The following is a 12,134-nucleotide window of genomic DNA, read 5'->3' on the forward strand; positions in this document are numbered from 1 at the left end:
CCCTAAGCCGCCCGCCGGAGCCGTGCCTCACAGGTCCCGAACCGTGTCCCGCAGGTCCCGAAGCGTGTCCCGCGGGTCCGAACCGTGCCCCAACAGTACGGAACCGTGGCCTACCCGTCCGCGCGTGCCGTGGCCAGCAGTTCCTCCGCGTGGGCGCGGGCGGTCTCCGAGTCCTCCTGGCCCGCCAGCATCCTGGACAGCTCACGGATCCGGTCCTCGCCCTCCAGGACCTTCACCCCGGAGCGCGTGACCGAGCCGTCGTTGGTCTTCTCCACCAGCAGCTGCCGGTCGGCGAACGCCGCCACCTGCGGCAGATGGGTGACGACCACGACCTGCGCCGTTTTGGCGAGCTTCGCGAGCCGGCGCCCGATCTCGACCGCCGCCTTGCCGCCGACACCCGCGTCGACCTCGTCGAAGAGGTACGTCGGCACGGGGTCCGTGCCCGCGAAGACGACCTCCACCGCGAGCATCACACGCGACAGCTCACCGCCCGAGGCGCCCTTGGCGATGGGCCGCGGCGGCGCGCCGGGGTGTGGGGCGAGCAGCAGTTCGACCTCGTCGACGCCCGACGGTCCGTAGGCGACCGTACGCCCGCCGACCTCGACCCCGTTCGGGTCCTCGATCTGCCGGATCTCGAACGACACGCGCGCGTGCGGCATGGCGAGCGAGGCCAGCTCGGCGGTGACGGCGGCGGCGAACCGCTCGGCGGCCTCCGCCCGCGCATCGGTCAGCTCCTGGGCCAGACCGCCCAGTTCGGCCCGCAAGGCGTCCCGCTCGGCGGTCAGCTCCTCGATCCGCTCGTCGTCGCCGTCGAGTTCGGTCAGCCGGGTGGCGCTCTGCTCGGCCCAGGCGAGAACGGCATTGATGTCCTCGCCGTACTTCCGGGTCAGTGCGGTGAGTGCGGCCCGCCGCTCCTCCACGGCCGCGAGCCGCAGCGGGTCGGCGTCCAGGTCGTCGGCGTACCCGGCCAGCTCACCGGCCACATCGGCCAAGAGAATGCCGATCTCCCCGATCCGCTCGGCGAGCCCCGCAAGCGCCGGGTCGTGCGACCGCACCGCCTCCAGCGCCCGGTGGGCGCCCGCGACCAGGGTGGACGCGTCGACGCCCTCGGGATCCTCGGGGTTGCCCGCGAGCGCCGTGTGCGCGGCCGTCGCCGCCGACGCCAGCGCCTCGGCGTGCCCGAGCCGCTCGGCCTCCTCGGCCAGCTCCACGTCCTCGCCCGGCCGCGGCTCCACGGCCGCGATCTCCTCGAGCCCGAAGCGCAGCATGTCGGCTTCCTGGGCCCGCTCACGGGCGCGCGTGGTGATCTCGTCCAGCTCGGCGGAGACCGCGCGCAGCCGCCGGTAGGCCTCCTGGTACTTGGCGAGCGGTACGGCGACGGCGTCCCCGGCGTACCGGTCCAGCGCCTGCCGCTGCCGGGACTGCTTGAGCAGGCCCTGCTGGTCGGTCTGCCCGTGCACGGCGACCAGTTCGTCGGCCAGCTCCGCCAGCACGCCGACGGGCACGGAACGCCCGCCCAGGTGCGCCCGCGAGCGTCCCTCGGCGGAAACGGTACGACTGACGATCAGCGCCCCGTCGTCGAGCTCGGCCCCGGCCTCCTCGGCGCGTACGGCGACGGAGGCGTCCTCGGGCAGGGCGATCCGGCCCTCGACGACCGCGTTCTTCGCCCCGATCCGCACGAGTGCGGGGTCGGCGCGCCCGCCGAGCAGCAGCCCCAGACTGGTGACGACCATGGTCTTGCCCGCACCCGTCTCACCGGTCACGGCGGTGAAGCCGGGCGACAGCTCGACGACCGCGTCGTCGATGACTCCCAGGGACCGTATCCGCATCTCCTCCAACACGGAGAAGACCTTACGAGGTCCGGCTGGGGAAGTGCGAGCGGCCCGTGTCACTCCCGGGAGGGACACACGCCCCGAAAGGGGCGCGGGCCTGCGTCCGACATGCGGCTCCGCCGGGCGGGCGCGGGCAACCACGAGGGACCGGCACCCTACAGACAACCCGTACCGGTCAGTGAGGGCGGCCTCTCCACCCCGAGACCGGAAGCGCGAACTTGGCCACAAGCCGGTCGGTGAACGACGCGTGGTGCAGCCGGGCCAGCCGCACCGGCACAGCCCCCCGCCGCACCTCCACCCGAGCCCCCTGCGGCAGCTCCACCATCCGCCGCCCGTCGCACCACAGCACCCCGTGCGACGTGTCCGGCTGCACCTCCACGGCGAGCACGGAGTCCGGCGAGGTCACCAGCGGCTTGGCGAACAGCGCATGCGCGCTGATCGGCACCATCAACAGCGCCTCCACCTCCGGCCACACCACGGGCCCACCCGCGGAGAAGGCGTACGCGGTGGACCCGGTGGGGGTGGCGCACACGATGCCGTCGCAGCCGAACCCCGTCACCGGCCGCCCGTCGATCTCCAGGACGACCTCGAGCAGCTTCTCGGCGGAGACCTTCTGCACGGCCGCCTCGTTGAGCGCCCAGTCGGTGTGCACGATGTCGCCGTTCTTGTGCACGACGACGTCGACCGTCATGCGCTCCTCGACCTCGTACGCCTTCATCACCACACGGTCGACGACCCGGTCGAGGTCGTCGCGCTCGGCCTCGGCGAGGAAGCCGACCCGGCCGAGGTTGACGCCCAGCATCGGCACCCCGGAGGCGCGGGCGAACTCGGCGCCGCGCAGCAGGGTGCCGTCACCGCCGAGCACGATGAGCAGCTCGCACCCGTCGAGGCACTGCGGGGTGGCCTCCTTGACCAGCTGCACATCGTCCGGCAGCGGAAGGTCGGCCGCCTCGTCCTCCAGGGCACGCACGCCGATCCCGGAGCGCAGCAGGCCCTTGACCACCAGCTCGGCGCTGCGGATGGCGGCGGACCGACCGGTGTGGGCCAGCAGGAAAACAGTACGAGCTCGGTTCGTTGTCAACGCGGCCCCTCCGCCACAGCACGGTCAACGTCGGCCGGGTCCAGCGCGGGTGCTCCGGCTCGCAGCCACAGAAAGTACTCGACATTGCCCGACGGCCCGGGCAGCGGGCTGGCTGTCACGCCCTTCACCCCGAGCCCCAGTTCCGCGGCCCGCTCGGCCACCCCGCGCACGGCCTCGGCGCGCAGCTGCGGGCTGCGCACCACGCCGCCGCTGCCGAGCCGTTCCTTCCCCACCTCGAACTGCGGCTTGACCATCATCACCAGGTCGGCGTCCGGCTTCACGCACCGCACCAGGGCGGGCAGCACCAGTCCGAGCGGGATGAAGGACAGATCCCCCACGACAAGATCCACTGGCTCCCCATCGATCGCTTCGAGCGTCAACTCGCGTACGTTCGTACGGTCCTTGACGGTGACGCGTTCATCACTCCGGAGAGACCAGGCGAGTTGTCCGTATCCGACGTCGACGGCGACGACATGGGCGGCGCCCGCGCGCAGCAGGACGTCGGTGAAGCCGCCGGTGGACGCGCCGGCGTCCAGCGCCCGCCGTCCCTCGACGACCAGGCCCCGGGGGACGAAGACCTTCAGGGCCCCGGCGAGCTTGTGGCCGCCGCGCGAGACGTAGTCGGGGTCGCCGTCGTCCTGCGCCACCACGATGGCGGCGGCGGTCTCGACCTGCGTGGCGGGCTTCGTCGCGACGGTCTTGCCGACGGTGACCCGCCCGGCGGCGATCAGCTGGCTGGCGTGCTCGCGCGAGCGCGCGAGCTTCCGGCGGACCAGCTCCGCGTCGAGACGGCGGCGTGCGACTCCTGCCACGTTCGGTTCAGCTCCTGTTTCCGTACGTCATTCACAAGGTACGACCCGAAGGGTCTCATTGAGGGGTGGTGGCCGGGTGCCGGGCGGGAGCCGGAGGTCCCGGGCGGGCGTCGAGCGCGGTGAGCGCCTCACGCAGCCCCCGATGCACATCCTCGTACACCTCGATGTGCCCGTCCGTGGCGAGGTGGCCGGCGTCGGCGAGACGCTCCAGGACCGCGTCCACATCGGCGTTGCCGGTGGGGGTCCGGGGCACGTTCAGCGGGGCGGGCGCGGAGGGGTCGTCCTCCGGCTCGGACGCGGAGTCCGCCGGAGCGTCCGGCCCCGGTACCGCTGCCTCGGCCGGGCCCCCGGCCTCCGTCACAGAGTCGCTCATGCCACGACGCTACCGCGAAGCGCTGACAGGCTCTGAGGTACCGTCGCTCACGATGGCGACGATTGAGGAGTGCCGCAGCGCACTCGAGAAGTTCTCGGACAACCTGGCGGGCGCCGAAGGGGACGCGCGGGAAGCCGCGGCCCTGGACCGCTCGCTGAGCTGTCATATCACCGACCTGGACGTCACCTTCGTCGGCCGCCTCGAGGACGGCCGGATCCAGGTGCTGGACACGCTCCAGGGGCCACCGCGTGAGAAGGCCCAGATCAGACTCGCCATGACCGGGGACGACCTGGTGGCGATGGTCGACGGGGAACTGCACTTCGCCAAGGCGTGGGGCTCGGGCCGGGTCAAGCTGGAGGCGGGGCTGAGGGACCTGTTCCGCCTCAGGAAGCTTCTTTAGCGGCCGCGGCTGCCGCCTGTGCCCGTGCCCTGCGGGCCGCCGGGACCACCAGCGGCGTTCCCGTCTCCGGGTCGGGGACGACCTGGCAGCGCAGGCCGAAGACCTCCTCCACCAGCTCGGCCGTGACGATGTCGTTCGGGGCGCCCTCGGCGACGACCCTGCCGTCGCGCAGGGCGATGAGGTGGGTGGCGTACCGGGCGGCGTGGTTGAGGTCGTGCAGGACCGCGACCAGGGTGCGCCCCTGCTCCTCGTGCAGTTCGGCGCACAGGTCGAGCACGTCGATCTGGTGCTGGATGTCGAGGTAGGTGGTCGGCTCGTCGAGCAGCAGCAGCGGGGTCTGCTGAGCGAGCGCCATGGCGATCCACACGCGCTGCCGCTGGCCGCCGGAGAGCTCGTCGACGTGGCGGTCGGCCAGTTCCGCGACGCCGGTCCGTGCCATGGACTCCTTCACGACCCGCTCGTCCTCGCCGGACCACTGGCGCAGGAGTCCCTGGTGCGGGTACCGGCCGCGCCCGACCAGATCCGCGACGGTGATCCCGTCGGGTGCGATGGAGGACTGCGGGAGCAGGCCCAGGGTGCGCGCGACCTTCTTCGCGGGCATCGACTGGATGGCCTGCCCGTCGAGCAGTACCCGCCCCTGCGCGGGCTTGAGCATCCGGGACAGGGCGCGCAGCAGCGTGGACTTGCCGCAGGCGTTCGGGCCGACGATCACGGTGAAGGAGTTGTCGGGGATCTCCACGGACAACCGCTCGGCGATCACGCGCTGGTCGTAGGCGAGGGTGACGTCGTCGGCGCAGAGGCGGTTCACAGTGCTCCCCGTGGTCCTGGTGTCGTTCGTGTGCGGTCCGCCCGCGGCCTTCATGTCCGGCCCTTCCGCCATGTCCGGCCCTTCCGCGGACTCATATCCGGCCCGCCCTGCGCTCGATGACCAGCAGCCACAGCAGATAGGCGCCGCCGAGGACTCCGGTCACCACGCCCACGGGTAGCTGGTCCGCCCCGAAGAGACGCTGCGAGGCCCAGTCGGCGGCGATCAGCAGGGTGGCGCCCATGACCATGGAGGGCACCAGGTTCGGGCCGGGCGAGCACGTCAGCCGGCGGGCGAGCTGCGGCGCGGTGAGCGCCACGAACCCGACGGGGCCCGCGGCGGCCGTGGCACCGGCGGTGAGCAGCACCGCGGACACCATCAGCAGCAGCCGTACGCGCTCCACCCGCACCCCGAGGGCGTACGAGACGTCGTCGCCCATCTCCATCATCCGCAGCCCACGGGCGTTGCCGAGGACGAGCGGTACGAGGACGACGCAGAGGGCGAACAGCGGCCGGACCTGGTCCCAGTCGCGGCCGCCCAGCGAGCCCGTCATCCAGACGACCGCGCGGGCCGCGTCGACCATGTCGGCCTTGGTGAGCAGAAAACCGTTGACCGCCGTCATGATCGCGGACACGCCGATGCCGACCAGGACGAGCCGGTAACCGTGCACGCCCCGCCTCCAGGCGAGCAGGTAGATGGCGGCTCCGGTCACCAGGCCGCCGGCGAGCGCGCCCAGGGCGACCTGGGTGGCGCTGCCGGAGAACAGCACGATCACCACCAGCGCCCCTGCCGTCGCACCCTGATTGAGGCCGAGCACGTCCGGGCTGCCCAGCGGATTGCGCGAGACGGACTGGAACAGCGCGCCGCCGAGCCCGAGCGAGGCGCCGACCAGCAGGCCGACGAGCACACGCGGCAGCCGCAGCTCCGTGACGACGAACTCCTGACCCGGTTTTCCGTCGCCGGCCAGTGCTCTGAGCACGTCCCCCGCCGGGATCGGGAAGTCGCCGGTGCCGATCAGCAGCACGCTCCCTGTGAGGGCGACGAACAGGAGCAGGACGACGACGGCGAGCGCCCGGACGTCCAGTCGGAAGGACAGCCCGCCGGGGGCCCTGAGAACACGCTGGGACTTCACAGTTGGGCCGTCCTCCGCCGCCGTACGAGAAGGATGAAGACCGGGCCGCCGAGCAGCGCGGTCACGATGCCGACCTGGAGCTCGGCGGGCCGGGCGACGACTCGGCCGACGACGTCGGCGCCGAGCAGCAGCACCGGCGACAGGACGGTCGCGTACGGCAGGATCCAGCGCAGGTCGGGGCCGGTGAAGGACCGTACGGTGTGCGGGACCATCAGCCCGACGAACACGATGGGCCCGCAGGCGGCGGTCGCGGCCCCGCACAGCACGGTGGCGGCGGCCATGGACAGGGCGCGGGTGCGGCCCGGGTGCGCGCCGAGTGCACGGGCGGTGTCGTCGCCCATCGCCACGGCGTTCAGCGGGCGGGCGAGCGCGAGCGCGAGGACCGTACCGGCCAGCAGGAACGGCAGGACCTGCCGGATGGTCGCGTCCGTCGCCGAGGCCAGGGAACCGACGGTCCAGAAGCGCATCTTGCCGAGCGCCGCGTCGTCCATGATCATCACGGCCTGGAGATAGCCGTAGAGCGCGGCGCTGATCGCGGTGCCGGCGAGCGCCAGCCGCACCGGTGTGGCGCCCCGGCTGCCGCCGAGGAACCACACCAGGGCCCCGACGGCGGCCGCGCCGAGGAAGGCGAACCACACATAGCCGCTCAGACTGGTGACACCGAAGTACGTGATGGCGGTGACGACCGCCGCGGACGCGCCCGCGTTGATGCCGAGCAGGCCCGGATCGGCCAGCGGATTGCGGGTGAGCGCCTGCAGGACGGCACCGGCGAGACCGAGCGCGGCCCCGGCGAGCAGGCCGAGCACCGTCCGTGACAGCCGGTCTGCGACCACCACGTCGGCGTACGTCCCCGAGTCGTGGAACAGGCCGTGCCAGACCTGCGCCGACGAGAGGCCTTTCGCCCCGATCGCGATGCTCGCCAGCGCGACGAACGCCAGGAGCACGACCGAGACGAGGAGCCCAAGGGACCGTATCGCCCGGCGGGTCGGGGGCGCGGGGGCGGTGTCCGCGCGCGGTTCGGGAGGGCTGTCGACCAACACCCGGTTAGGTTAGCCTACCCTCGCTTCGCGTCTCGACCGCCCGTCCCCTCCGTTCACAGCCCCAGCCGCGCCAGCGCCTTCCCTCCGTCCAGCCCGCAGGAACCCTCCCCGGCCGCCGCCCAGGCAGCCGCACACAGCGCCCGCAGCCCGTCCAGAGCCTCCCCGTCACCCTCCAGCTCCAACCGCTCCCCCGCCGTCGCCGTCCAGCCGCCGCAGCGGAAACCGCCGCCCGCCGCGACCACCTCCGGCTGCCCCGTCAGCAGCCCGCGCAGATCCGCGTCCACGTACGTCGGCCGGTGCTGCGGGGGCGCCGCCAGCAGCTGCGCGCCGTCCGTCACGCCCGTCAGGACCAGCAGCGAGTCGACCCCGCCGTTGAACGCGCCCTCGATGTCCGTGTCCAGCCGGTCCCCCACCACCAGCGGCCGCTCCGCGCCCGTGCGCAGGATCGTCTCGCGATGCATCGGCGGCAGCGGCTTGCCGGCCACCTGCGGCTCCGCACCGGTGGCGATGCGGACGACCTCGACGGCCGCCCCGTTCCCCGGCGCGATACCGCGGGCGCTCGGGATCGTCAGATCCGTGTTCGACGCGAACCACGGAACCCCGCGCGCGATGGCGTAGCACGCCTCCGCGAACCGCCCCCACGGCAGCTCCGGCCCGCCATAGCCCTGCACCACGGCCACCGGGTCGTCGTCGGCCGACTCGACCGGCACGAGCCCCCGCTCCCGCAGCGCGACCCGCAGCCCCTCACCACCGATCACCAGCACCCGCGCCCCGGCGGGCACCTGCTCACTGATCAGCCGGGCCACCGCCTGCGCCGACGTGATGACGTCCGAGGCACCCGTCGGTATCCCCAGCTCCGTCAGATGCCCGGCCACCACGTCCGGCGTACGCAGCGCGTTGTTCGTCACGTACGCCAGATGCATCCCGCCCCGGCTCGCGGCTCCCAGCGACTCCACGGCGTGCGCGATCGCGCTCCCGCCCGCGTACACCACGCCGTCCAGGTCGAGCAGCGCCGTGTCGTACGCCTCGCTCAGGGGCGCGTCACTGCCCTCGGGCCGCGTCCTGACGGTCTGGCTCATTACGCATCGCTCCTCGTTCGATCGCCTTCCCCCGATCATCCCGCACGGCACTGACACACTTACGATGCATCAATGAACACTGCAGGTCGCGGGGACGTACCGGCGCACACGGGCCTTGACCTGGCCCCCTTCCGGGGCCTGCGCTACGACCCTGACCGCGTCGGCAGCCTCGCCGCGGTCACCTCACCGCCGTACGACGTCGTCGTGCGCCCGGACGGACTCCTCCATCTGGAGTCGGCGGACCCGCACAACATCGTGCGCCTCATACTGCCCCAGGCGGCCACCCCGGCGGCACGCACCAAGCAGGCGGCGGAGACCCTGCGCCGCTGGCTCGCCGAGGGCGTCCTGAGGACCGACACCGAGCCCGGCCTGTACGTCTACGAACAGCGGGGCACCGGGATGCTCCAGCGCGGCCTCATAGGGGCGCTGCGCGTCTCGGAGCCCTCGGAGGGCGTGGTACTGCCCCACGAGGACGTCATGCCGCACGTCATCGCGGACCGCATGGCCCTGATGCGCGCCACCTGCGCCAACCTCGAACCCCTGCTGCTCACCTACCGCGGCAACGGCTCGGAGACCGGCGCGACGGCCGTCGTCGAACGCACCGTCGAACGCCTGCCGCTGCTGGCCACCACCACGGAGGACGGTTTCAGCCACCGCCTGTGGTCGGTGACGGATCCCGACGCTCTGGCGGAGATCCGGGCGGACCTGGCCCGGCACCAGGCCCTGATCGCCGACGGCCACCACCGCTGGGCGACCTATGTGCGTCTACGCGCGGAGCACGCCTCCCCGAGCCCGTGGGACTACGGCCTGGTCCTGCTGGTGGACACCGCCCGCTACCCGCTGAGGGTCCGGGCGATCCACCGCCTCCTGCACCGGCTCCCGGTCGCCGAGGCGCTGTCCGCCCTCGAGGGCCTGTTCCGCGTGCGGGACCTGCACCTGCCGTTGCCCGAGGCCCTGGAGGTGCTGGCCGACGCCGCCTGCGCCGGCAACGCCTACCTCCTCGCCGGCGACGGCGCCTTCCACCTGGTCGACCAGCCGTCCCCGGACCTCCTGGCACGTACGATCCCGGCGGACCGCCCCCAGGCCTGGCGCACGCTCGACGCGACGGTCCTGCACGCCGCCCTCCTGGAACACGTCTGGCGCATCCCCGAGGACTCGCCACAACACATCGCCTACATCCACGACACGGACGCCACCGTCGAGAAGGCCGAGCGCGACGGCGGAACGGCGGTCCTGATGCACCCGGTCCGCGAGGAGGTCGTCCGCGAACTGGCCCGCCAGGGCGTGACGATGCCGCGCAAGTCGACGTCGTTCGGCCCGAAGCCGGCGTCGGGGCTGGTGCTGCGGGCGTTGGAGCTCTGACATGGGGCAGGGCGGGACCCGCTGGGGTCCCGCCCTGTCTCGTCCCGGTGCCGCCGACCGGCGTCAGTCGTCGCCGCCGTCGTCCTCGGCCGCGTCGGGCTCGCTCTCGTCCTCGTCCAGGGCGTCGACGAACTCCACACCGTCCAGCTCGGCGAGCCGGTCGGAGGCGTCCGTGCTGCCGTCCCTGTCGGCCTCGACGGCCTTGGCGAACCACTCGCGTGCCTCGCCCTCCCGACCGGCGGCCAGCAGCGCGTCGGCGTACGCGTACCGCAGCCGCGCGGTCCACGGCTGGAAGGAGTTGGACGCCAGCTCGGGGCTCTGCAGCGTCACGATCGCCGCGTCGAGCTGCCCCATGTCGCGGCGCGCACCGGCCGCCACCAGCCGCATCTCGACCTGACCGGCCTTGTCGAGCTTGTGCACCTCGGGCGCACCGGCCATGTCCAGCGCCTTCTCGGGCCGGCCGAGACCACGCTCGCAGTCCGCCATGACGGGCCACAGGTCGACGGTGCCCGTCATACGCCGGGCGGCCCGGAACTCGGCGAGCGCCTCGGAGTACTTCTGGTTGGCGTACGCGGCGAAGCCGGCCGCCTCGCGCACGGCGGCGACGCGGGAGGCGAGGCGCAGCGCCACCCTCGAGTACCCGTACGCGCCCTCCGGGTCCTCGTCGATGAGCCGCGCAACCATCACCAGGTTCTTGGCGACGTCCTCGGCGAGCGTCTTGGGCAGGCTCTGCAGCTCCTGCCGTACGTCCTTGTCGATCTCCTCACCGGTGACGTCCTCGGGGATCGGCAGCCGCTTGATCGGCTCGCGGTCCCGGTCTCGCTCCTCGCGGAACCGGCCACCACCGCGCCGGTCGTCGCCACGCCGGTCGTCGCGGCCACGGAAGCCTCCGCCTCCGGGGCGACCGCCACGGTCGTCGCGCCCACGGAAGCCACCGGGACGCCCACCGCGATCGTCACGCCCACGGAAACCGCCGCGGTCGGAACGGCTGTCGTCACGGCGGTAGCCGCGGTCCGAGCGGCTGTCGTCACGGCGGTAGCCACGATCGTCGCGGCTGTCATCGCGGCGCGGGCCGGAGGGCCGGTCGTCACGTCGGTCGTCACGGCGCGGGCCGGAGGGCCGGTCGTCACGGCGGTCATCCCGACGGAAGCCGCCGCGGTCGCCGTCGCGGCGGTCGTCACGGCGGAAACCGCCGCGGTCGGAACGGCTGTCGTCACGGTGGAAGCCGCCGCGGTCTCCGTCACGGCGGTCGTCACGGCGGTCGTCACGGCGGAAGCCGCCGCGGTCGCTGTCACGGCGGTCGTCACGGTGGAAGCCGCCGCGGTCGTCGCGACGGTCATCCCGACGGAAGCCGCCGCGGTCTCCGTCACGGCGGTCATCCCGACGGTCGTCGCGACGGTCATCCCGTCGGTCGTCACGACGGCCGTAACCACCACGGTCGTCACGATGGCCGTGGCCACCACGCTGGTCATCACGGCGGAAACCGCGGTCATCGCGGCGGGGGTATCCGCCACGGTCATCGTCCCGACGGCCGTAACCGCCACGGTCGTCATCACGACGGCCGTAACCGCCACGGTCGTCATCACGACGGCCGTGGCCACCACGGTCATCGTCCCGACGGCCGTATCCGCCACGGTCGTCATCACGACGGAAGGAGGGGCGGTCGCCGTCGCGGCGGAAGCCCCGGTCGCGGTCGTCGCGGCGCGGGCCGGACGAGCGGTCGTCACGGCGGAAGGAAGGACGTCCACCACGGTCGCGGTCATCACGGCCGCCACGGTCGTGGTCGTCGCGGCCACGGAATCCGCCTCGGTCATTCCTGTCGCCCCGGTCGCCGACCCGGCGGTCGTCTCCACGGCGATCATCGCGCCGGCCGTAGCCTCCACGGTCGTCGCCGCGGCGCGGGCCGCCGCGGTAGCCGCCACGGTCACCACTGTCCCGGCGGCGCTGGTCGCGCTCAGGACGCTCGTCGGGAGAGTTGGTGGACATGGGTGACTCCTGTCTTCGGTACCGCAAAATCATTGTCGCGCAGCCGGGTACCCGGCGCGCCCGGGGAAAACGAAAAAAGGACCCTTGGTCCCAGCATGTCGCTGGGACCAAGGGTCCTCCAAAGATTGTTCGGCGGCGTCCTACTCTCCCACAGGGTCCCCCCTGCAGTACCATCGGCGCTGTAAGGCTTAGCTTCCGGGTTCGGAATGTAACCGGGCGTTTCCCTCACGCT

13 protein-coding genes and 1 rRNA gene are annotated in these 12,134 nt (G+C 72.7%); 3 read left to right on the forward strand and 11 right to left on the reverse strand.

Annotation, left to right across the window (positions count from 1 at the left end):
• Nucleotides 1-110 precede the first annotated feature (110 nt).
• From recN to ACIRC0_RS29340, 4 genes are all read right to left on the reverse strand, one after another.
• Nucleotides 111-1,829, reverse strand: coding sequence for a DNA repair protein RecN (gene recN / locus ACIRC0_RS29325; RefSeq protein ID WP_403621800.1), 1,719 nt, complete (start codon nt 1,827-1,829; stop codon nt 111-113).
• Between the two features lie 178 nt (nt 1,830-2,007).
• Entirely contained in the window at nt 2,008-2,913 is a 906-nt protein-coding gene (locus tag ACIRC0_RS29330; RefSeq protein ID WP_103844455.1) for an NAD kinase, read from the reverse strand.
• Nucleotides 2,910-3,725, reverse strand: a complete 816-nt coding sequence (locus ACIRC0_RS29335; RefSeq protein ID WP_403621737.1) for a TlyA family RNA methyltransferase — start codon at nt 3,723-3,725, stop codon at nt 2,910-2,912. Before ACIRC0_RS29335 ends, ACIRC0_RS29330 begins: the two co-directional genes overlap by 4 nt.
• A gap of 55 nt (nt 3,726-3,780) precedes the next feature.
• Entirely contained in the window at nt 3,781-4,098 is a 318-nt protein-coding gene (locus ACIRC0_RS29340; RefSeq protein WP_403621740.1) for a hypothetical protein, read from the reverse strand.
• A 52-nt stretch (nt 4,099-4,150) separates the two neighbouring features.
• On the opposite strand from ACIRC0_RS29340, the gene ACIRC0_RS29345 reads away from it, so the two are divergent.
• Complete coding sequence (locus ACIRC0_RS29345; protein ID WP_403621743.1) at nt 4,151-4,498, forward strand: SCP2 sterol-binding domain-containing protein; 348 nt, start codon at nt 4,151-4,153, stop codon at nt 4,496-4,498.
• On the opposite strand, the gene ACIRC0_RS29350 is transcribed toward ACIRC0_RS29345, so the two are convergent.
• From ACIRC0_RS29350 to ACIRC0_RS29365, 4 genes are read right to left on the reverse strand one after another with little or no spacing between them, the layout of a single operon-like run.
• Nucleotides 4,482-5,360 (reverse strand): ABC transporter ATP-binding protein, encoded by an 879-nt coding sequence (locus ACIRC0_RS29350; protein WP_403621803.1) that lies wholly within the window; start codon nt 5,358-5,360, stop codon nt 4,482-4,484. The two genes, ACIRC0_RS29345 and ACIRC0_RS29350, sit on opposite strands and share 17 nt — an antisense overlap.
• 37 nt (nt 5,361-5,397) lie before the next feature.
• Nucleotides 5,398-6,435, reverse strand: a complete 1,038-nt coding sequence (locus ACIRC0_RS29355) for a FecCD family ABC transporter permease (protein WP_403621746.1) — start codon at nt 6,433-6,435, stop codon at nt 5,398-5,400.
• Nucleotides 6,432-7,475: a FecCD family ABC transporter permease gene (locus ACIRC0_RS29360; RefSeq protein ID WP_403621749.1), complete on the reverse strand. Its 1,044-nt coding sequence runs from the start codon at nt 7,473-7,475 to the stop codon at nt 6,432-6,434. The genes ACIRC0_RS29355 and ACIRC0_RS29360 overlap by 4 nt, the downstream gene beginning before the upstream one ends.
• Nucleotides 7,476-7,528: 53 nt before the next feature.
• On the reverse strand, nt 7,529-8,554 hold the full coding sequence (locus ACIRC0_RS29365; RefSeq protein ID WP_403621752.1) for an HAD hydrolase-like protein: 1,026 nt from the start codon (nt 8,552-8,554) through the stop codon (nt 7,529-7,531).
• Between the two features lie 72 nt (nt 8,555-8,626).
• Here ACIRC0_RS29365 and ACIRC0_RS29370 point away from each other — a divergent pair, with 72 nt between their 5' ends.
• Nucleotides 8,627-9,916 carry a DUF1015 domain-containing protein gene (locus ACIRC0_RS29370; RefSeq protein ID WP_403621755.1) on the forward strand — a complete coding sequence of 430 codons (1,290 nt, stop codon included), beginning with the start codon at nt 8,627-8,629 and terminating at the stop codon, nt 9,914-9,916.
• A 63-nt stretch (nt 9,917-9,979) separates the two neighbouring features.
• Here ACIRC0_RS29370 and ACIRC0_RS29375 read toward each other — a convergent pair whose 3' ends face one another.
• The gene (locus ACIRC0_RS29375) at nt 9,980-10,708 is read right to left on the reverse strand and encodes a hypothetical protein (RefSeq protein WP_403621807.1); all 729 of its coding nucleotides are present in this window, start codon (nt 10,706-10,708) and stop codon (nt 9,980-9,982) included.
• Nucleotides 10,600-11,517 carry a hypothetical protein gene (locus tag ACIRC0_RS29380; protein ID WP_403621810.1) on the reverse strand — a complete coding sequence of 306 codons (918 nt, stop codon included), beginning with the start codon at nt 11,515-11,517 and terminating at the stop codon, nt 10,600-10,602. Before ACIRC0_RS29380 ends, ACIRC0_RS29375 begins: the two co-directional genes overlap by 109 nt.
• On the opposite strand from ACIRC0_RS29380, the gene ACIRC0_RS29385 reads away from it, so the two are divergent.
• Entirely contained in the window at nt 11,510-11,908 is a 399-nt protein-coding gene (locus ACIRC0_RS29385; protein WP_403621813.1) for a hypothetical protein, read from the forward strand. The two genes, ACIRC0_RS29380 and ACIRC0_RS29385, sit on opposite strands and share 8 nt — an antisense overlap.
• A gap of 121 nt (nt 11,909-12,029) precedes the next feature.
• Here the strand turns inward: ACIRC0_RS29385 and rrf are convergent.
• Nucleotides 12,030-12,134, reverse strand: a 5S ribosomal RNA gene (gene rrf, locus ACIRC0_RS29390); the annotation flags it as partial.

This window comes from Streptomyces sp. NPDC093984, assembly GCF_044764595.1.
In the GTDB taxonomy this organism is placed as follows: domain Bacteria; phylum Actinomycetota; class Actinomycetes; order Streptomycetales; family Streptomycetaceae; genus Streptomyces; species Streptomyces cynarae.

Bases quoted from the DNA above. Each gene is read 5' to 3' on its own strand.
- ACIRC0_RS29340 (WP_403621740.1), bottom strand. From the start codon at position 4,098: ATGAGCGACTCTGTGACGGAGGCCGGGGGCCCGGCCGAGGCAGCGGTA.
- ACIRC0_RS29370 (WP_403621755.1), top strand. From the start codon at position 8,627: ATGAACACTGCAGGTCGCGGGGACGTACCGGCGCACACGGGCCTTGAC.
- ACIRC0_RS29345 (WP_403621743.1), top strand. From the start codon at position 4,151: ATGGCGACGATTGAGGAGTGCCGCAGCGCACTCGAGAAGTTCTCGGAC.
- ACIRC0_RS29350 (WP_403621803.1), bottom strand. From the start codon at position 5,360: ATGAAGGCCGCGGGCGGACCGCACACGAACGACACCAGGACCACGGGG.
- ACIRC0_RS29365 (WP_403621752.1), bottom strand. From the start codon at position 8,554: ATGAGCCAGACCGTCAGGACGCGGCCCGAGGGCAGTGACGCGCCCCTG.
- recN (WP_403621800.1), bottom strand. From the start codon at position 1,829: ATGCGGATACGGTCCCTGGGAGTCATCGACGACGCGGTCGTCGAGCTG.